The organism is Streptomyces sp. NPDC047079, assembly GCF_040643755.1.
Classification (GTDB): domain Bacteria; phylum Actinomycetota; class Actinomycetes; order Streptomycetales; family Streptomycetaceae; genus Streptomyces.
In genome coordinates this window covers 22,410-40,214 of sequence record NZ_JBEYUZ010000012.1, presented here as the reverse complement: position 1 = coordinate 40,214, position 17,805 = coordinate 22,410, and the positions used below count along the sequence as shown (strand labels likewise).

Below are 17,805 nucleotides of genomic sequence, written 5' to 3'. Positions count from 1 at the left end.
TTCAAGGAGACACCCGCCGGATGGCCGATCCGGCTTTCTATCCTCCATAAGGGGTCATAGCGTACAGAATGTGACGAAACGCCACATCGCCTGGCTGGCGTGCGCAGCAGCGCTCGTCGGCTCGGGGCTGGGCGCCACCCCGCCCCCCAAGGGACCCACCACCCATCTCGTACGCCCGGGGGAATCGATCCAGCAGGCGGTGGACGCCGCCGGCTCCGGGGACACCGTTCTCGTCCCCGCCGGCACGTACCGCGAGAGCGTCCGGATCACCAAGTCCCGACAGCTGCGCGCCCTGTCCTGCTACGGCGTCTTCACCGAGCACGAGGACGGCAGGTTCGCGCACACCGAGATGTCCCGCCTGCTGCGCGAGGACGACCCGGGCAGCCTGCGCTCCATCTCCCTGTGGTGCACCGAACCCTGGACCTGGGACGCCTGGCCCAGGCTCGACGAGGCGGTGCGCACCGGCCGGAACGTCGTCCAGGACCTGTACGGCAAGGAGTTCTTCACCTACCTGCACGAGGACGCCCCGGAGTCGGCCGACGTCTTCAACCGGGCCATGACCACCTCCAGCGAGCAGTCGGCGCGGGATGTCGCGGAGTTGCTCGACCTGGCGGGGTGTTCGTCGGTCGCGGACATCGACGGCGGCCAGGGGCATGTGGTGGCGAGCCTGCTGGGGAAGTACCCCTCGATGCACGGCACCCTGCTGGATCTGCCGCCCGTCGTGGCGAACGCCGTCCCCCTGCTGCGGGAGGGCGCGCTCGCGGAACGAGTGACCATCGTGCCCGGCGACTGCCGCGTGGCGATTCCGGTGCGGGCCGACGTCTACATCATCAAGAACATCCTGGAGTGGGACGACGACAGCACCGCCCGGACGCTGCGCAACGTCGTCGAGGCGGGCGGACCGAAAGCGCGGGTCGTGGTCATCGAGAACCTCGTCGACGACACGCCGTCGATGCGGTTCAGCACCGCCATGGACCTGCTGCTGCTCCTCAACGTGGGCGGCGCCGAGCACACCACCCGGAGCATGGTCGACCGGCTGACGGCTGCGGGTCTGGTCATCGACGCGGTCCGCCCGGTCAACCCCTACCTGCACGCGTTCGACTGCACCGTCCCGGCCTGACCCGGCGGACCGGGCGAAACCCTCGGCGACCGCCCGGCGCACCGGGCGAAACCCTCGGCGACCACTCGACGGACCGGGCGAAACCGTCGCCGACCGCTCACGCCGGCGAAGGGGCAAGCACCGCACACAGCACCGGTCGCCGGGCCCGCGTCCCTCACGCGGGCCCGGCGACCGGTGGTCGTATGGGCGGTTCAGGCGGTGACATCACGCTCCCAGAGGTAGAAGCGCTGCGCCATCGCGTCCTTGGGCGAGCGCCAGGTGGCGGGGTCGTAGGCACTGACGTACGCGGAGAGCCGCTCGCTGATGTCCCGGAACTCCGGGTGCCCGGCCACCTTGGCGATGGCGGGGCCGGGGTCCCGCTCGGACTCGATGAGGTGCAGATACACATCACCGAACTGGAAGAGGCTGCGCCGCTTCACTCCCACGAGGTGCGGCAGCTCTCCCCGGTCGGACTCCTCGAACACCTTGGCGATGTCCGGGGCGGAGCCAGGAGCCATCCGGGCCACGATCAGGGCTTGGTGCATCGGCCTGTCCTCCGTCCGGCTCAGTCGGTGAGGGCCGGCGCGGGCCGGTTCTCGGCGGCGACCTGCTCGATCCGGTCCCGGATCAGGGCCATCTGGATCTTGGAGTTGCGGTTGATGTTGTCGGTCATCCAGGCGTCGTCGACCGGCGCGTCCGGCTTCATCTCGAAGTCCTGCGTCCACACCATCCGGGTGCCCTCGGGCACCTCCTCGTACTGCCACCGGATGTTCATGTAGGCGAAGGGACCCGGCTCGACGCGGCGCGCCCTGACGCTGAGCGCGGGGCGGTCCGTCTCCCGCTCCGAGACCCAGCTCCACACCGTGCCGTTCTCGTCGGGGTGCATGGTCAGCCGGAAGGTCGTCCGGTTCCCCTCACGCGAGAGGACCTCGCAGGACGCGTACTCGCTGAACAGCCGCGGCCAGTTCTCCAGGTCGTTGGTCATGTCCCAGACCAGGGCCAGCGGGGCGGCGATGGTGATGGCGTTCTCCGTGTGTCCTGCCATGTCAGGCTCCAGCCATGAGGGTGGTGTTGACGAGGTCCAGGAACTGATGGGGGGTCTTGCAGCGTTCCGCGTCGGGCGGCATCGGGGTGCCGTGCCGGTTCTCCAGCTCCCCTACGATCCCCAGCAGGCCGAGCGAGTCGATGCCGAAGGTGTCGAAATCCGAGTCGTAGCGCTGCTGGAGGTCCTGCGGGGCCACGGTGACCCCGGCGGCCGTCTTCATCAGTTCGGCCAGTTCTTCCACGGTGATTCGGTCACTCATAGGTTCCTCTCCTTTGCTGCGGGGCGGCCTCACCAGGAGGCGCCGGCGGCGCCGTGCCGCAGCACGAGCGCCGAGTTCGAGCCCATGAGTCCCCGGCTGAGGACCAGCACCGTGCGCAGCTCGGCGGCACGGGCGCGGACGGTCACCAGATCGAGGTCATGGCAGATGTCGAAAACGTTGGGGGTGGGCGGGATCAGGTCGTGCTCCATCGCGAGCACCGCCGCGGCGGCGTCCAGCACGGGCGCCCCGCAGTAGCTGCGGCCGACGCCCGTCTTCGGCGCCGTGACAGGCACGCGCCTGCCGTGCGCGCCCAGGGCGTCGGCGATCGCCAGCGCCTCGGCGCGGTCCGCCGCCGGCACACCGAGGGCGTCGGCGAAGACCACGTCGATCTCCTCGGGGGCGCAGCCGGCCTCGTCCAGGGCACCGCGGATCGCCTGGACGAGCCCCTCCCGGGACTCCTCCCAGCGGGAAGCGCCGGTGAACGTGGCCGCGTGCCCCGCGACGACGGCACGCACGGGCACCCCCCGCTCACGAGCCGAGGACACCTCCTCCACGACGAGCATCGCGCCGCCTTCCGCGGGCACGAACCCGCAGGCGTCGGCGGTGAACGGACGGTAGGCGCGGGCCGGGTCGCCGACGGTGCTCAGCTCCTCGTACCCGAGCTGGCAGACCGCCGAGTAGGGCGCCAGCGGCGCCTCGGTGGAACCGGCCACCATCACATCGGTGCCGCGCGCCACGGCCCGCGCGGCGTCCGCGAGGGCATCGAGGCCGCCGGCCTCGTCGGCGGCGACGACCGAGCAGGGCCCCTTGAACCCGCGGCGGATGGAGATCTGCCCGGTACTGGCGGCGTAGAACCAGGCGATGGACTGGTACGGGCCCACATAGCGGCTCCCTTTTCCCCACAGCCGCTGCAACTCCCGCTGGCCGAACTCACCGCCGCCGGACCCGGCCGCGGTGACCACCCCGGCGACGAACGGAGTACCGCTCAGATCGCCCTGGCCGATCCGGGCGTCCTCCAGCGCGAGATCGGCCGCGGCCATCGCGAAGTGCGTGAACCGGTCGGTCTGGACGAGGAAGCGCTCCTCGATCGTCGCCGCCGGCTCGAAAGCGCGGACCTCGCCCGCCACCCGCAGCGGCAGATGCTCACAGCCCTCCCGGGTGACCCGGTCCAGGACGCTGACACCCGCCTGGGTGGCCTTCCAGAAGGTGTCGGTACTCGTTCCGTTGGGGGCGACGACGCCGATTCCGGTGACGCCGGCGCGCCTGACATGCGGTGCGCTCATCGTGTCCTCTCCCTCTGCCGGGCCAGGACCACCGCGGACTGGAACCCACCGAACCCGCTGCCCACGGAGAGCACGTTGTTCAGCCTGCGCTCGCGGGCCACCCGTGGCACGTAGTCCAGGTCGCACTCGGGGTCCGGGGTGTCGTAGTTCGCGGTGGGCGGTACGACCTGACGGTCCAGGGCCAGCACACAGGCCACCACTTCGATAGCCCCGATCGCCCCGAGGGAGTGCCCCACCATCGACTTGATGGAGCTCATGGGCGTGTCGTAGGCGTGATGCCCCAAGGCCCTCTTCACCGCCGCGGTCTCGTGCCGGTCGTTCTGGCGGGTGCCCGAGCCGTGCGCGTTGACGTAGTCGATCGCCGAGCCGTCGAGCCGCGCATGGTCCAGCGCCTCGTCGATCGCCCGTGCCATCTCCAGGCCCTCGCTGGTGAGACCGGTCATGTGGTAGGCGTTGCCGAAGGTGGCGTAGCCGCTGATCTCGCAGTACACGCGCGCGCCGCGGGCCCGGGCGTGCTCCAGCTCCTCCAGGACGAGCACCGCGCCGCCCTCGCCCATGACGAACCCGTCACGGTTGTTGTCGAAGGGACGGGAGGCGTGCGCGGGATCGTCGTTGTTGGGGGACGTGGCCTTGATCGCGTCGAAGCACGCCATGGTGATCGGCGAGATCGGCGAGTCCGAGGCACCAGCTATGCACACATCCGCCCTGCCCTCCTGCACGGTCTGCAGGGCGTATCCGACCGCGTCGAGCCCGGAGGTGCAGCCCGTGGAGATGGTCTGCACCGGCCCGCGGGCCCCGAAGCGCTCCGCCACCGTCGAGGCGAGAGTGCTCGGCGAGAACGCGCGGTGCAGCTGCGGCTGCGCCTGCCGGTGGTCCACGTCCCAGCGCTCCCCGTGGTTGCTGACCAGGACGTAGTCGTGCTCCAGCCGGGTGGTGCCGCCGACCGCGGTACCCAGGGAGACCCCCATCCTCCAGGGGTTCTCCCGTTCCGTGTCGAGCCCCGCGTCACGCACGGCCTCCTCCCCGGCGGCCAGGGCGAACTGGATGTACCGGTCGCAGCGCGCGACCTGTTCCGCGTCCAGCCCGTGGGCCGCCGGGTCGAAGTCGCACTCCGCCGCGATCCGCGAGCGCAGACCGGTCGGGTCGAAGAAGGTGATGCCCCGCGTCGCGGTACGGCCGGCCGCGAGCAGGTCCCAGAACGCCGGTACGCCGATGCCACCCGGTGCGACCACCCCTATGCCGGTGACCGCCACGCGCCTGGTCATGAACGTACCTGGTCTCGCTCGGCCGTCCGGGCGCCGCCCGCTCCGGCTGCCTCCGCCGCGACCGCTACGGCGTCGGTCTCCTCGGTGTCGACGTGGCCGAGCTGCGGGCGCGGGGCCAGCGGGCCGAGGTGGAAGACGATCCGGGCTTCCGTGTCGCCGACATTGCGGAAGCGGTGCCGCATGTAGGCAGGAATGAGTAGCCCCTGCTCGGGCCGCAGCGGCTGGGCCTCGCCGTCCAGGTCCACCTCCAGCCGCCCGCAAATGACGTACACGAACTCCTCGGAGTACGGGTGGTAGTGCTCGCCGATGCGGTCGCCGGGCTGCACGATGGCCACGCCCATGAAACCGCTGGTGGAGCCGACCGTGGCCGGGGTGAGCATGGCGCGCAGATCGCCTCCGCGCTTGGTGTTGGGCTCGGTCTCGTGGAGATTCACGATCCTGGGCCGGGCTTTGATCACGTCGTTCCTCCGGTGGTGTGCTGGTCGACAGGGGGCGTGGCCGCTGCGGCTCGCGGGTGCCGGTCAGGCGTCGGCCGAACGGCGGTCGGTGATGAGTTCCATGCGCGCGAGCTTGAGGATGGCGGCGGCGTCGCCGCTCTTCAGCGCCGGACCCTCCGCACCGATGGCCTCGCCGTCGAGGAGGGACAGCAGCTCCGCCGCCTGCGCGGAGTTCGCGCGGCCGAGGGAGCGGACCGGGTCGCCGTCGAGGTTGCCCCGCACGTCGACCAGCCGCACCACGATGTCGTCGCGCTGGAAGATCGTGCTGCGGCACACCGGGCAGTCCGGGTCGTTCGCCGACGCTTCGTCCTGCTCCGCGAGCAGCCGGGCCAGATCCATCCCGCGCCCCGGCCGGGCCGGGTAGTACAGCGCGCGCCGCACCGCGTCCGGGCACTCGTCACCCGTGGTCACATGGTGGACGGCGGGGAGGGCGGCCCGGGCGAAGAAGATCCGCGCGGCCTCGGCGTCGCCCAGGTCCCGCTCCTGCTCCAGATACGGGTTGATGGCCTCCTCGACGGCCATGACCTCCGGCTGCCGGGCCACATGGCGCAGCGCCGAGAGCAGGTCGCCTTCCACCTCGATCGTGCGTACGACCCGGTTGCCGTGCATGAACAGCGAGGTGCGGCACAGCCGTGTGGTCTCGTCGACCTGCGCCTTGGGCGGGGCGTAGTCGGCGAGGATCTTGGCGACGGCCTGCTCGCTGCCGGGCTTCACCGTGAAGGTCAGCGCGTGACGGATCGTGCCGTCACCGATCCGGGGCGCCAGCTGAAGGTGACGGGTGCCGGAATCGGCCGGCGCCGCGACGCCGGTCTCGCGGACGATGTGGAAGCGCAGCGAGCGGGTGTCCCGGACACAGCTGTTCATCGGCCGCACCATCTGCACGTGCTCCTCGCTGTTCACCCAGGCGAGGAACGGGGGGGCACTCTCCCACTCGCTGGTGATGAGCCACTGGCAGGGATCCTCGATCGACTGGCAGAGCTGATCGCTGACATGCCCGGGAACGGACGCGACCTGGCTGCACAGATGCTCGTACGCCTCCAGGAACTCCTGCTGGGATCCGTCGTAGACGTCCACCAGCAGAACCACCCGGACGCGGGAGCCGTCGAAGACGGACTGGGAGACACGCTTCGGCATCTGTCGCGTCGAGGGTCCTGACATACGTTCAGTCGTTGTGGTCATCCTGCGCACATCTCCTTATGCGGGGAGCAAGGGCTACGCCGACGGCAGGTGACACGACGTCAGCGTTCCTCGATCTTGTGCCGGTGACAGAGAGCGCGCGACTCGTATGAACCACGTGGGTGACGGGGCGACAGCGTGCGGAGGATGGAGCTGTTCCGGGTGGCCGACATCGAGCCGGACATCGGGGCGGCGGCACCGCTCCTGGCGCCCCCTGACACCCGGAACGGTGGTGTTCCTCACCGGGAACTCCACCCACGAGAACGACCCGGTATGCCGGAGACCCCCGACACCGAAAGCCGGCCGGTGGCCCTGGCGACCGCCACCCGCGACGCCGTACGGCTCACGGTGTACCGGGCGGTACGGGTCCTGACGGCGCCTTGACCCCGCCCCGGGACACGGGGCCGACTGGGGTCGGCGGAAGGCCCACGCGACGGTCCCGCGGCCGGCCCCTCAGCCGAAAACCGCAGGTCGCACGGGTGAAGTAGAGAGCCCCCTGTCGGATTCGAACCGACGACCTTCGCTTTACAAGAGCGGCGCTCTGACCAGCTGAGCTAAGGAGGCGTGCGTATGCGCGCCCGTGCAGTGTACCCAGGTCCCGGCCCCGTACCGTCGAGAATTTCCGCGAAGTTCACAGTCCCCCGGGTACTGACAGAGCAGGTGAATGGCAGGTACCGTCCTCAGGCAGTCCACTCCTGTGGACTACACCACAACGGAATCCCGTAGTGCACCACCTTTACAACGGATCGTCCGGCACGTTCCTGCCGGTGAAGGGGGCCCATTCACCATGGCCACTGTCTCGTTCGACAAGGCGACCCGGATATACCCGGGCTCCGACAAGCCCGCCGTCGACGCACTCGACATCCAGATCCAGGACGGGGAGTTCCTCGTCCTGGTCGGCCCGTCCGGCTGCGGCAAGTCCACCTCGCTCCGCATGCTGGCGGGGCTCGAGGACGTGAACTCCGGCGTCATCCGCATCGGCGACCGTGACGTCACGCATCTGCCGCCCAAGGACCGGGACATCGCCATGGTGTTCCAGAACTACGCGCTGTACCCGCACATGTCGGTCGCCGACAACATGGGCTTCGCGCTCAAGATCGCCGGCGTGAACAAGGCGGAGATCCGGAAGAAGGTGGAGGAGGCCGCGAAGATCCTCGACCTCACCGAGTACCTGGACCGCAAGCCGAAGGCGCTCTCCGGCGGTCAGCGCCAGCGTGTGGCCATGGGCCGCGCCATCGTGCGCGAGCCCCAGGTCTTCCTGATGGACGAGCCGCTGTCGAACCTCGACGCCAAGCTGCGCGTCTCCACCCGTACCCAGATCGCGTCGCTCCAGCGCCGTCTCGGCATCACCACGGTGTACGTGACCCACGACCAGGTCGAGGCCATGACGATGGGCGACCGCGTGGCCGTGCTGAAGGACGGCATCCTCCAGCAGGTGGACTCGCCGCGGAACATGTACGACCGCCCGGCCAACCTCTTCGTGGCCGGCTTCATCGGCTCCCCGGCCATGAACCTCGTCGAGGTCCCGATCACGGACGGCGGCGTGAAGTTCGGCAACAGCGTCGTACCGGTCAACCGCGACGCCCTCAAGGCCGCCTCCGACAAGGGGGACCGCACGGTCACCGTCGGCGTCCGCCCCGAGCACTTCGACGTGGTGGAGCTGGGCGGCGGCGCCGCCGCCTCGCTGTCCAAGGACGCCGAGGACGCCCCGGCCGGCCTCGCCATCTCGGTGAACGTCGTCGAGGAACTGGGCGCCGACGGCTATGTCTACGGCACCGCCGAGGTCGGCGGGGAGGCCAAGGACCTGGTGGTCCGCGTCGGCGGCCGCCAGGTGCCGGAGAAGGGCGCACAGCTGCACGTCGTGCCGCGGCCGGGCGAGACCCACGTGTTCTCGACCTCCACCGGCGAGCGCCTCTCCGACTGAGGCCCGCCCGCCTCGCACCGGAGTGGCGAAGAGGGCCCCGCGGCTTGCCACGGGGCCCTCTTCACTGTCGACAAATACCCCGGCAAACGAGGCAATTCGACCACACGCGTCAACCCCCTACCCAGAAATCGTCGCTTTCTCATCACCCGAACCGGTGACTAAATGTCGCCAAATCACTACACCACGCTACTCTCACTCGCGTGAAGCACACCACCACTACTCCTCGGCCACGGCGCGGCCGTGGCCCCGCCCACCGGATCGGCCGCACCCTGGCCCTCGTCCTGCCCGTCGTCCTGGTGCTGTCCGGCACCCTCGCGGTCACCCGCGTGAGCTGGTCGGGGGGATCGTCGAGCTCGATGCTCGCCGCCTCCTCCGAAGACGTCTCCACCCGCGCGTCCTCCCGCGCCCCGCAGGACGTGCTGCGCGACAAGCTCCTGCTGGAGCTCCAGGAAAGGAACCCGGGCGTCGCGCTCACCCACCTCCAGCAGGCGGTCAACGGCCGCCCGTCGCTGGCGAGGCACTGCGCGTCCATCGCCCGCGCGCTGGGCCGCGCCGCCGTCCGTGTGTACGGCCCCGCACGCGCCCAGTCCTACGCCCGCCCGGTCTGCGACACGTCCTTCGCCTCGGGTGTGGCCACGCAGCGCGGCTGAGCAAGCCGGCCATCCGGACTGCGGACGGGGCGCGCGACGTACAGTTCGGTCATGACCGATCCGAACGCCGCCTCGCGCCCCGTTCAAGCCGTCATCCTGGCCGGTGGCCAGGGCTCACGGCTGCGTCCGTACACCGACGACCGGCCCAAGCCGATGGTGGAGATCCCGGGCACCGGGACTCCGATCATCGGCCACCAGCTCGCGTGGCTCGCCGAGGAGGGTGTCAAGGACGTCGTGGTCTCCTGCGGCCACCTCGCCGACGTCCTACAGCGGTGGCTGGACTCCGCCGACCTCCCCGTGCACGTCACGACGGTCGTCGAGGCGGAGCCGCTCGGCCGCGGCGGCGGTCTGCGCTACGCCGCCGAGCACCTGCCGCACCCCGACAAGCCGTGGTACGCGACGAACGGTGACATCTGGACCCGCTTCTCCCTACGGGACATGGCGGAGTTCCACACCGAGCGCGACGCGGTCGCCACGCTCGCGCTGGCCCGCCCGCGCATCCCGTGGGGTGCGGTCAAGACGGACGGCTTCGGCCGCGTCACGGACTTCATCGAGGCCCCGCCATCGACGTTCGAGATCAACGCGGGCGTCTACGTGTTCTCCGCCGAGTTCGCGAAGATGCTCCCCGAGCGCGGCGACCACGAGCGCACGACCTTCCCCCGCCTGGCCCGGGAACGCCGCCTCGCCGGCTTCCCCCTCCCTCAGGGCGCCTACTGGCGCGCCATCGACACGGCGAAGGACCTCACCGAGGCCGCCAGGGAACTGGGGGCCCTCAACCGCTGATACCGGGGCTCCACAACCGCTGATACGGGGAGCCCTCAACCGCTGATACACGCCCCCGCCCACGGGGCCCCGCCTTGGGCCGGGGGCGTCACCGTTCACACCGAGCACCGGAACGTCCCCTCCCCACCGAAGGCCGAGTCGCACGGCGTCGCGCCTCCCGGCTGCGCCCGCGTCCAGCGCCGCCGCCCCACGCGATCCGCCGCCGCCAGGGGCTCCATGCGCCCGCCCCGCACCACCCGCCGTCCCGCCCAACCGCCCGCACCCGCCCCCGAGGCCGGCGCCGCGCCCAGCGGCACGGCGCACCCCCGGCCCTTGTCGCGGAAGGCCCCGCACGGTATGTGCGGGACCCTTGCGCCGGGAGATCGGGTGGGGTCAGCCCAGGAGGCCGCCCACCAGGTGGTCCGAGCCTCCGGAGCTGCTGCTTCCTCCCGCACCGCCACTCGCCCCGCCCGTCGGGCCGCCCGTGCCGCTGCCGCCCGAGGACGACGGGCCCGCGCTGGTGCTCGGAGCCTGCCGCGTCGGCGCCGAGTGCCGGGGCGGTGCCTGACCGGCGGTGCCCTGGGTCTGGCTCGGCCGGCCGCCGGTGACGGTGCCGGTGGCCCCTGCCGCACCCGGCTCGGTGGCCGTGCTCGACGGCGACGACGACGTCGTCCCGTGCGTCGCCGACGGCCGCGAGGCCGAGGGGCCCGACTTGTCCGGCCGCCCGCCGTCCGTCCCGGGCAGCGGCGAACCCGGCAGCTCGTTGCGCGGCGCCTGACCGGGTCCGGGGACGACCACCCGGTCCGCGTCCCGCACCGCACCGCCGAGCAGCGACCCGACGAGCAGCGTCACCCCGGTCACGAGCGCGGTCATCAGCGCGCCCCGGCGCAGCACGTACCGCCGCAGCTCCCAGATGTCCGCCCGGGGACCGAGCCTGCGCCACGCGCCGCCCGCGAGACGGCCGTCCACGGAGTACACCGGCGCCCCGGCGATGATCAGCGGCGACCAGGCCGCGAGATAGATGATGTCGGGCGCGTCGTACGCGGGAACGGTCCGCCAGCTGACCGTGACGATCAGCGCCGCCGACAGCATCGCGCCGACCGCGGCAGCGACCCGCTGCCACAGGCCGAGGACGGTGAGCACGCCCACGATCACCTGGAGGAATGCGATGACGAGCCCGGTGCCGACGGGGTGCTGGAGCGCGAACTGCCGCAGTGGCTCGGCGGCTTCCCAGGGGTGGAGCGTGCTGAGCCAGGTGACCATGGAGCCCCGCTTGCCGCCGTCGAAGTAGACGGGGTCACAGAGCTTGCCCATGCCCGCGTACGCGGAGATGGAGCCCAGGAAGATGCGCAGCGGCAGCAGCACCACTCCGAGATTCATCCGGCGGCCCGGATAGTAGGCGTGCCGGACCCCCGCCGCGGCGGCGGACGAGGCCGGTGTGCCCCCGTGCCGCCTGCCCCGCGGCTCCGGCTCCCCCGTCCCGACCTCGTCCCTGAACAGGGGGCGGCCGTAGGGGTGTTCCCCGTAGCCGGGCCCGCCGTAGGCCGGTTCGTCGTAGGCCCGCTCGTCGTAGGGCGGTTCGTCGAAGGCCGGTCCACCGTCGAGCGGCTCTTCAAGGACGTCCTCGCCGTACACGCTGCTCGCGCTCCGCATATGCGGCAGCAGCCGGGTCCCGCCGGAGTCGTGGCCGTGGGCTCCGCCGACGACCGGCGCCTGGAGCGTGCGTGCGCCCAGACCATCGTCGTAGCCGTGGGTTCCGTCAAGGTCGTGCACACCGAGGCGCGAGATGACCTGCGTCGCACCCGCGGCACCGGCCGGTTCCTCGCCGTGGCCGACGCTCTGGCTCCGTACGGCCTGGAGCAGCCGGTGGGCCCCGGTGTCGCCGGGCGCGGACTTGCCGCTCCAGACGACGGGACGGCGGCGGCCCGCGGCAGCGCCCAGGGCGCCGGTGCTGTCCGCCGTACCGACGAGGGGGGTGCTCAACTGCCGTGCGGCGTACGGGGACTGGTCGCGCCGGGTCGACGCGCCCAACTGCACGCGGAAGCTCGCATGATTGACGATGACCTGCGCCGGGTCGCTCGGCACCTTCATCATGCTCAGCACGGGGGTGTCGTCGAATCCCGACGACCGCTCTCCCGTGGGTGTGCGGCGTGTTCTGGTCTCCACACTCATCTAACCGAGTGACGTGTGGTTAGGACACTGCCTTGACCGGGCGGATCTGTCCGGACCCCGTCAAGCTTGTCCTGTAGCACCGGTTTCCCCCATTCGGGGGAAAGAACGAACAGCCGTCCGGGCCTGTCACGAACGTCCGCTCAGGCCCGGCGGCGGTTGGCGTCAGGCGCGCCGGCGGGCCGCCTCGTAGAGCACGATCCCCGCGGCCACACCCGCGTTGAGCGACTCGGCGCCGCCCGGCATCGGAATCCGCACCCGGACGTCGCACGTCTCGCCGACCAGCCGCGACAGGCCCTTGCCCTCGCTGCCGACGACGATCGCGACGGGCCCCTCGAGGGCTTCGAGGTCGCCGAGTTCGACCTCCCCGTCCGCGGCCAGCCCGACGACCGTGATGCCCGCCTTCTGGTACGCCTCCAGGGCACGCGTCAGATTGGTGGCGCGTGCGACGGGCGTACGGGCGGCCGTACCGGCGGACGTCTTCCACGCACCGGCGGTCATGCCCGCCGCACGCCGTTCGGGCACGACGACACCGTGCCCGCCGAAGGCCGAGACGGACCGCACGACGGCGCCCAGGTTCCGCGGGTCGGTCACCCCGTCGAGGGCGACGATCAGCGGGTCCTCACCCTCGTCGAACGCGGCGTCGACGAGGTCCTCGGGATGCGCGTACTCGTACGGCGGGACCTGCAGGACCAGCCCCTGGTGGTTGAGGCCGCTCGTCATCCGGTCCAGCTCGGGACGCGGGGCCTCCATGAGGTTGATCCCGCCGCGCTCCGTCGCGAGCTGCAACGCCTCGCGCACGCGCTCGTCGCTGTCGATGAACTGCTGGACGTACAGCGTGGACGCGGGCACACCCTCGCGGAGCGCCTCGACGACCGGGTTGCGCCCGACGACCAGCTCGGACGACGCCTTGCCGCCCGGACGGCGCTGCGGGCGCCCCTGCGCGCGGCGCGCCTTCGCCTGCGCGGCGCGCTGCTTGGCATGCCCCTTGCGCGCCTCTGCGGGCGGGGTCGGGCCCTTGCCCTCCAGGCCGCGGCGCCGCTTGCCGCCGCTGCCGACCTGCGCGCCCTTCTTGCCGGACATGCGGCGGTTGTTCGCGGCCATGACCTACCTGTCTGTTGAAGCCTTCGTATGTACGTCTATGCAGTGTGCCGCCCGGAGGGCCGGGCGGCACAATCGATCAAGGAGTCGCCGGGGCGGGATCAGCGCGGGCCGAGCGTCCAGCGCGGGCCCTGGGGGCTGTCCTCGATGACCAGGCCCGACTGGTTCAGCTGGTCGCGGATGGCGTCCGCGGTGGCCCAGTCCTTGCGGGCGCGGGCCGCCTCGCGCTGCTGGAGCACCAGGCCCACGAGGCTGTCGACCACCCCGTGAAGATCCTCGCCGCGCTCCCCTTCCCCGGACCACTGCGCATCGAGCGGGTCGAGGCCGAGGACGCCGAGCATGGCCCGCACCTCGGCGAGCCGGGCCACGGCGGCCTCCTTGTCGTCGGCGGCCAGGGCGCTGTTGCCCTGCCGGACGGTGGTGTGCACGACGGCCAGCGCCTGCGGCACGCCCAGGTCGTCGTCCATCGCCTCCGCGAAGGCGGGCGGCACCTCGTCGGCGGGCTCGACGACCCCGCCGGCCTTCTCGACGACGCGCTGCACGAAGCCCTCGATACGGGCGAACGCGGACTCGGCCTCGAGCAGGGCCTCCTCGCTGTACTCGATCATCGAGCGGTAGTGCGGGGTGCCGAGGTAGTAGCGCAGCACGACGGGCCGCCAGCGCTTGACCATCTCGGAGACGAGCACCGAGTTGCCGAGGGACTTCGACATCTTCTCGCCGCTCATGGTGACCCAGGCGTTGTGCACCCAGTACCGGGCGAACTCGTCGCCGAAGGACTTGGCCTGGGCGATCTCGTTCTCGTGGTGGGGGAAGATGAGGTCGAGGCCGCCGCCGTGGATGTCGAAGGCCGGGCCCAGGTACTTGTGGGCCATGGCGGAGCACTCCAGGTGCCAGCCGGGCCGCCCGCGGCCCCAAGGGGTCTCCCAGGAGGGCTCTCCCGGCCTGGCGGCCTTCCACAGGGCGAAGTCGCGCTCGTCCCGCTTGCCGGTCTCGCCCTCGCCCTCGGGCTGGCGCAGGTTCTCCAGCTCCTGGTTGGACAGTTGCAGGTAGCCGGGGAAGGAGCGCACGTCGAAGTAGACGTTGCCCTCGGAGGCGTAGGCGTGGCCGCGCTCGATGAGACCGCGCATCATCTCGATCATCTCGGGCACGTGGCCGGTGGCCCGCGGCTCGTAGGTGGGCGGCAGGCAGCCGAGGACGCCGTACCCGTCGTTGAAGGCGCGTTCGTTCTCGTACCCGATGGCCCACCAAGGGCGGCCCTGCTCGGCCGACTTGACGATGATCTTGTCGTCGATGTCCGTCACGTTCCGGATGAACGTGACCTCGTAGCCGCGGTACTCGAACCAGCGGCGCATGATGTCGAAGTTGAGGCCCGAGCGGATGTGCCCGATGTGCGGCTGTGCCTGCACGGTGGCGCCACACAGGTAGATCGAGACACAACCCGGCTTGATCGGGGTGAAGTCACGGATCTGCCGGGCGCTGGTGTCGTACAGGCGAATAGTCACGTGTCCAGGGTAGTGGGCGGCAAGGGGTGCCTCACGCCCCCTTGCCACCAAGGCCACGCATTCGTGACAAACGTCAAGGGCGCCGGGTCCCCGGCCTCACAGCACCCCGACCACCTTCCGCGGCACGATCCGCACGACCACCCGCTCCGCGTCCTGCGCCGACGCGGGGTTGAACTCCGCGTACTTCTTGCCGGTGTACTTCAGCGACAGCTCGTCGATGAGTTCCCGGGCACCCTCCGTCGTCATCTCTGCGGTGCCCCTGATCTCCGCGTACTCGTACGGCGAGTCGGGGTCCTGGACCACGACGCTCACCCGCGGGTCGCTGTCGATGTTCTTCTTCTTGCGCCGGTCGACGGTGGTGGAGACGAGGAGGTGATCACCGTCGCGCTTGACCCACACCGGGGACAACTGAGGGCTGCCGTCGGGCTGGATCGTGCCGAGGACGACGAAGACGGGGCGGTCGAGCAGGGACTTGAGCCGGTCGGACAGGACGGCGGCGGGCATGGGTACCTCCGGGGCCTGGATCACTGGTGACTCCTCGGATACCCTCGCACGCTCTCAGCTCACCCGCACCACGAGCGCCGTCGCGACCGCCATCAGCCCTTCGCCCCGCCCCGGGAAGCCGAGGCCGTCCGTCGTCGCGCCCGAGACCGAGACGGGGGCGCCCGCCGCCTCGGAGAGGATCTTCTGGGCCTCGTCGCGGCGCTTGCCGATCTTCGGGCGGGGTCCGACGACCTGCACCGCGATGTTGCCGATCCGGAAGCCCGCCGAGCGGACGATCCGCGCCGCCTCCGTCAGGAGCGCGGCGCCCGACGCGCCCGACCACTCGGGGCGGCCCGTGCCGAAGTGCTGCCCCAGATCGCCGAGCCCGGCCGCGGAGAACAGCGCGTTGCACGCGGCGTGCGCGACCACGTCCGCGTCCGAGTGACCCGCGAGGCCCGGCCCCTCGCCCTCCCACTTCAGGCCCGCGCACCACAGCTCCCGCCCCTCCTCGAAGGCGTGGATGTCGGTGCCGATGCCCACCTGCGGCAGCAGCGGTGCCTCAGAAGCCATCGTTCAGCCTCCTGCGCGCCAGGACAGCCTCCGCCAGCACCAGGTCGAGGGGCCGCGTCACCTTGAAGGCCTCCTCGTGGCCGGGAACCACCACAACCGGCAGCCCCAGCTGTTCGATCATGCTCGCGTCGTCCGTGACGTTGTCCGTCACCGTCTCGTGCGCCCGGACCAGCGTGGCGCGGTCGAAGCCCTGGGGAGTCTGCACCGCGCGCAGCCGGGCCCGCTCCGGTGTGGCGACGACCGGTTCCGGCTCACCGGGCGCGTCGGCTGGCTCGACCTCCTTGACGGTGTCGGCGAGCGGCACCGCCGGCACCACGGCCGGCGCGCCCTCCCGTACCGACTCGATCACCGCGTCGACCGTGTCCACCGGAACGAGCGGGCGGGCCGCGTCGTGGACGAGGACGATCTCGTACTCGGGCGGCAGCGCGTCGAGGCCCAGCTTCACGGACTCCTGGCGTGTGCCGCCGCCGGGGACGACCAGGAAGTCCGTCCGCTCGGGCAGAGCGTGCGCGTCCAGCAGCGACTTGACCTCCGCGGCCCCGTCCGGCGGAGCCACGACGATCACCAGGGAGACGGCGCGGGACGCGGCCATCGCGAGCACCGCGTGGATGAGCATGGGCGTGCCGTTCAGCGTGCGAAGCGCCTTGGGGGCGCCCGGACCGAGGCGAACTCCCCGGCCCGCGGCCGGAATCACTGCTGCCGTACGGAGTCCGGTGGGTGAAGGGCGCGAATCGTCAGACATCGGTTCCTGTCAGGTTTGTGTGCTCGACCGGGATGGGTATGGCCCTGGGGGTGACCCCCTGCTCGGGCGAAGCCGAGAGCTGGGGGAGTGCCGGGCGCGACGCCTTGACCGGACCCTTCCGTGACCTCCGGTCGAGCCGGCTGCCCGGGCCCGGCAGGCCCAGTATCGGGGTTCCCCGTCGGCGTACGACATCCGGGCGGGGCTCCACGCCTCGGCACGGCCCCGCCTCCCGGCGTCCGGACTACGCCGCGGGCACGATGTACGGCCCTTGCCTCCGGGCACGAACATGCCGCAGCGCCCGGCGACGCTGTTGCGTCATCGGGCACCGCGGCATGTACATGGGTGCAGTGCACTGGTCCGTCCGCCGCGTACCTGAGGGAGTCGGGCGGGCACTCCTCGAGGGAAGCGGGCGGAGCGGAAGGGCGTCAGGACGCGAGGACCTCGTCGAGCAGCGCCTCGGCCTTGTCCTCGTTCGTGTTCTCCGCGAGGGCCAGCTCGCTCACCAGGATCTGCCGGGCCTTGGCGAGCATCCGCTTCTCACCGGCGGACAGTCCGCGCTCGCGCTCGCGACGCCACAGGTCACGGACGACTTCCGCGACCTTGATGACATCGCCGGAGGCGAGCTTCTCCAGATTTGCCTTGTAGCGACGCGACCAGTTCGTGGGCTCCTCGGCGTACGGCGCGCGCAGCACCTCGAAGACCCGGTCCAGCCCGTCCTGACCGACCACATCACGCACGCCGACGAACTCCGCATTGTCCGCTGGCACACGCACCGTCAGGTCGCCCTGGGCGACCTTCAGCACCAAGTAGGTCTTGTCCACGCCTTTGATCTGGCGAGTTTCGATGGCCTCGATCAGCGCGGCCCCGTGATGGGGATAGACCACGGTGTCGCCAACCTTGAACGTCATGTGACAGGTACCCCTTCCGTGGCTATCCAGGGTAACACGGAAACCGCGTCTTCTGAATGGCGTTTTCGCAGGTCAGGGCATATCTCGGGGCTTGACAACCGCGACAGGAACGTGCTTCGAGGGGGGAGCGGAAGAGGGTATTCGCAGGTCGGAGCGGCTCTGCGGGCGCAGAGAAACCCGTACGTTACACGCGTCGAAGGGCTCCGACCAACGCCCGATCTTCCCTATTTGTCCGGCTCCAAGCGTTCGAGTTCGGCTACTCCGTTCGGTGTCTGTCGTCGCGTACGCGCCGAATCCGGAATTGATCAAGGCGGGTGCCGATCCCCGGATGTTGTCCTCGTGATCGATTTTCGTACCGCCGCCCATTCCT

Annotated in this window: 19 protein-coding genes and 1 tRNA gene; 5 read left to right on the top strand and 15 right to left on the bottom strand. The window is 71.0% G+C overall.

What is annotated here, in order from left to right; all coding sequences use genetic code 11:
* Nucleotides 1-70 precede the first annotated feature (70 nt).
* The gene (locus tag ABZ823_RS17685; protein WP_361660463.1) at nucleotides 71-1,120 is read left to right on the top strand and encodes a methyltransferase; all 1,050 of its coding nucleotides are present in this window, start codon (nucleotides 71-73) and stop codon (nucleotides 1,118-1,120) included.
* Between the two features lie 191 nt (nucleotides 1,121-1,311).
* On the opposite strand, the gene ABZ823_RS17680 is transcribed toward ABZ823_RS17685, so the two are convergent.
* The 7 genes from ABZ823_RS17680 to ABZ823_RS17650 all read right to left on the bottom strand — a co-directional run bounded on the left by ABZ823_RS17680 (nucleotide 1,312) and on the right by ABZ823_RS17650 (nucleotide 6,627).
* Entirely contained in the window at nucleotides 1,312-1,644 is a 333-nt protein-coding gene (locus ABZ823_RS17680; RefSeq protein ID WP_361660460.1) for a TcmI family type II polyketide cyclase, read from the bottom strand.
* A gap of 20 nt (nucleotides 1,645-1,664) precedes the next feature.
* Nucleotides 1,665-2,144 (bottom strand): SRPBCC family protein, encoded by a 480-nt coding sequence (locus tag ABZ823_RS17675; protein WP_361660458.1) that lies wholly within the window; start codon nucleotides 2,142-2,144, stop codon nucleotides 1,665-1,667.
* 1 nt (nucleotide 2,145) lies between these two features.
* The gene (locus ABZ823_RS17670) at nucleotides 2,146-2,403 is read right to left on the bottom strand and encodes an acyl carrier protein (protein WP_361660455.1); all 258 of its coding nucleotides are present in this window, start codon (nucleotides 2,401-2,403) and stop codon (nucleotides 2,146-2,148) included.
* Between the two features lie 29 nt (nucleotides 2,404-2,432).
* Complete coding sequence (locus ABZ823_RS17665) at nucleotides 2,433-3,686, bottom strand: beta-ketoacyl synthase N-terminal-like domain-containing protein (protein WP_361660452.1); 1,254 nt, start codon at nucleotides 3,684-3,686, stop codon at nucleotides 2,433-2,435.
* Nucleotides 3,683-4,951, bottom strand: coding sequence for a beta-ketoacyl-[acyl-carrier-protein] synthase family protein (locus tag ABZ823_RS17660; protein ID WP_361660449.1), 1,269 nt, complete (start codon nucleotides 4,949-4,951; stop codon nucleotides 3,683-3,685). Before ABZ823_RS17660 ends, ABZ823_RS17665 begins: the two co-directional genes overlap by 4 nt.
* On the bottom strand, nucleotides 4,948-5,409 hold the full coding sequence (locus tag ABZ823_RS17655; RefSeq protein ID WP_361660446.1) for a cupin domain-containing protein: 462 nt from the start codon (nucleotides 5,407-5,409) through the stop codon (nucleotides 4,948-4,950). Before ABZ823_RS17655 ends, ABZ823_RS17660 begins: the two co-directional genes overlap by 4 nt.
* A 63-nt stretch (nucleotides 5,410-5,472) precedes the next feature.
* The gene (locus ABZ823_RS17650; protein ID WP_361660443.1) at nucleotides 5,473-6,627 is read right to left on the bottom strand and encodes a SchA/CurD-like domain-containing protein; all 1,155 of its coding nucleotides are present in this window, start codon (nucleotides 6,625-6,627) and stop codon (nucleotides 5,473-5,475) included.
* A 144-nt stretch (nucleotides 6,628-6,771) separates the two neighbouring features.
* Between ABZ823_RS17650 and ABZ823_RS17645 the strand changes: the two genes are divergently transcribed.
* The gene (locus ABZ823_RS17645) at nucleotides 6,772-7,008 is read left to right on the top strand and encodes a hypothetical protein (protein ID WP_361660440.1); all 237 of its coding nucleotides are present in this window, start codon (nucleotides 6,772-6,774) and stop codon (nucleotides 7,006-7,008) included.
* A 106-nt stretch (nucleotides 7,009-7,114) separates the two neighbouring features.
* Here the strand turns inward: ABZ823_RS17645 and ABZ823_RS17640 are convergent.
* Nucleotides 7,115-7,188, bottom strand: a tRNA-Thr gene (locus ABZ823_RS17640).
* A 223-nt stretch (nucleotides 7,189-7,411) separates the two neighbouring features.
* Here ABZ823_RS17640 and ugpC point away from each other — a divergent pair.
* The 3 genes from ugpC (at nucleotide 7,412) to ABZ823_RS17625 (ending at nucleotide 9,981) form a co-directional block, all read left to right on the top strand.
* Nucleotides 7,412-8,548 (top strand): sn-glycerol-3-phosphate ABC transporter ATP-binding protein UgpC, encoded by a 1,137-nt coding sequence (gene ugpC, locus ABZ823_RS17635; protein WP_361660437.1) that lies wholly within the window; start codon nucleotides 7,412-7,414, stop codon nucleotides 8,546-8,548.
* 200 nt (nucleotides 8,549-8,748) lie between these two features.
* Nucleotides 8,749-9,198: a hypothetical protein gene (locus tag ABZ823_RS17630; protein ID WP_361660434.1), complete on the top strand. Its 450-nt coding sequence runs from the start codon at nucleotides 8,749-8,751 to the stop codon at nucleotides 9,196-9,198.
* A 51-nt stretch (nucleotides 9,199-9,249) separates the two neighbouring features.
* A complete protein-coding gene (locus ABZ823_RS17625; protein WP_361660431.1) occupies nucleotides 9,250-9,981 on the top strand; it encodes a nucleotidyltransferase family protein in 732 nt (243 codons plus the stop codon).
* 372 nt (nucleotides 9,982-10,353) lie between these two features.
* Here ABZ823_RS17625 and ABZ823_RS17620 read toward each other — a convergent pair whose 3' ends face one another.
* The 7 genes from ABZ823_RS17620 to ABZ823_RS17590 all read right to left on the bottom strand — a co-directional run bounded on the left by ABZ823_RS17620 (nucleotide 10,354) and on the right by ABZ823_RS17590 (nucleotide 17,435).
* A complete protein-coding gene (locus ABZ823_RS17620) occupies nucleotides 10,354-12,126 on the bottom strand; it encodes a DoxX family protein (RefSeq protein ID WP_361660804.1) in 1,773 nt (590 codons plus the stop codon).
* A gap of 168 nt (nucleotides 12,127-12,294) precedes the next feature.
* A complete protein-coding gene (gene rlmB, locus ABZ823_RS17615) occupies nucleotides 12,295-13,233 on the bottom strand; it encodes a 23S rRNA (guanosine(2251)-2'-O)-methyltransferase RlmB (protein ID WP_361660428.1) in 939 nt (312 codons plus the stop codon).
* Nucleotides 13,234-13,331: 98 nt separating this feature from the next.
* Nucleotides 13,332-14,732, bottom strand: coding sequence for a cysteine--tRNA ligase (gene cysS / locus ABZ823_RS17610; protein ID WP_361660425.1), 1,401 nt, complete (start codon nucleotides 14,730-14,732; stop codon nucleotides 13,332-13,334).
* 96 nt (nucleotides 14,733-14,828) lie between these two features.
* A complete protein-coding gene (locus ABZ823_RS17605) occupies nucleotides 14,829-15,236 on the bottom strand; it encodes a PPOX class F420-dependent oxidoreductase (RefSeq protein WP_361660801.1) in 408 nt (135 codons plus the stop codon).
* A gap of 54 nt (nucleotides 15,237-15,290) precedes the next feature.
* Nucleotides 15,291-15,785: a 2-C-methyl-D-erythritol 2,4-cyclodiphosphate synthase gene (gene ispF / locus ABZ823_RS17600; RefSeq protein ID WP_361660422.1), complete on the bottom strand. Its 495-nt coding sequence runs from the start codon at nucleotides 15,783-15,785 to the stop codon at nucleotides 15,291-15,293.
* Nucleotides 15,775-16,527, bottom strand: coding sequence for a 2-C-methyl-D-erythritol 4-phosphate cytidylyltransferase (gene ispD / locus ABZ823_RS17595; RefSeq protein WP_361660420.1), 753 nt, complete (start codon nucleotides 16,525-16,527; stop codon nucleotides 15,775-15,777). Before ispD ends, ispF begins: the two co-directional genes overlap by 11 nt.
* A gap of 425 nt (nucleotides 16,528-16,952) precedes the next feature.
* Entirely contained in the window at nucleotides 16,953-17,435 is a 483-nt protein-coding gene (locus ABZ823_RS17590) for a CarD family transcriptional regulator (protein WP_003953493.1), read from the bottom strand.
* Nucleotides 17,436-17,805 lie beyond the last annotated feature (370 nt).

Excerpts from the sequence above, each read along its gene's own strand:
- ABZ823_RS17680 (WP_361660460.1), bottom strand. The coding sequence starts at position 1,644 with ATGCACCAAGCCCTGATCGTGGCCCGGATGGCTCCTGGCTCCGCCCCG.
- ABZ823_RS17675 (WP_361660458.1), bottom strand. The coding sequence starts at position 2,144 with ATGGCAGGACACACGGAGAACGCCATCACCATCGCCGCCCCGCTGGCC.
- ABZ823_RS17670 (WP_361660455.1), bottom strand. The coding sequence starts at position 2,403 with ATGAGTGACCGAATCACCGTGGAAGAACTGGCCGAACTGATGAAGACG.
- ABZ823_RS17665 (WP_361660452.1), bottom strand. The coding sequence starts at position 3,686 with ATGAGCGCACCGCATGTCAGGCGCGCCGGCGTCACCGGAATCGGCGTC.
- ABZ823_RS17660 (WP_361660449.1), bottom strand. The coding sequence starts at position 4,951 with ATGACCAGGCGCGTGGCGGTCACCGGCATAGGGGTGGTCGCACCGGGT.
- ABZ823_RS17650 (WP_361660443.1), bottom strand. The coding sequence starts at position 6,627 with ATGACCACAACGACTGAACGTATGTCAGGACCCTCGACGCGACAGATG.
- ABZ823_RS17645 (WP_361660440.1), top strand. The coding sequence starts at position 6,772 with ATGGAGCTGTTCCGGGTGGCCGACATCGAGCCGGACATCGGGGCGGCG.
- ugpC (WP_361660437.1), top strand. The coding sequence starts at position 7,412 with ATGGCCACTGTCTCGTTCGACAAGGCGACCCGGATATACCCGGGCTCC.
- ABZ823_RS17625 (WP_361660431.1), top strand. The coding sequence starts at position 9,250 with ATGACCGATCCGAACGCCGCCTCGCGCCCCGTTCAAGCCGTCATCCTG.
- rlmB (WP_361660428.1), bottom strand. The coding sequence starts at position 13,233 with ATGGCCGCGAACAACCGCCGCATGTCCGGCAAGAAGGGCGCGCAGGTC.
- ABZ823_RS17605 (WP_361660801.1), bottom strand. The coding sequence starts at position 15,236 with ATGCCCGCCGCCGTCCTGTCCGACCGGCTCAAGTCCCTGCTCGACCGC.
- ispF (WP_361660422.1), bottom strand. The coding sequence starts at position 15,785 with ATGGCTTCTGAGGCACCGCTGCTGCCGCAGGTGGGCATCGGCACCGAC.
- ispD (WP_361660420.1), bottom strand. The coding sequence starts at position 16,527 with ATGTCTGACGATTCGCGCCCTTCACCCACCGGACTCCGTACGGCAGCA.
- ABZ823_RS17590 (WP_003953493.1), bottom strand. The coding sequence starts at position 17,435 with ATGACGTTCAAGGTTGGCGACACCGTGGTCTATCCCCATCACGGGGCC.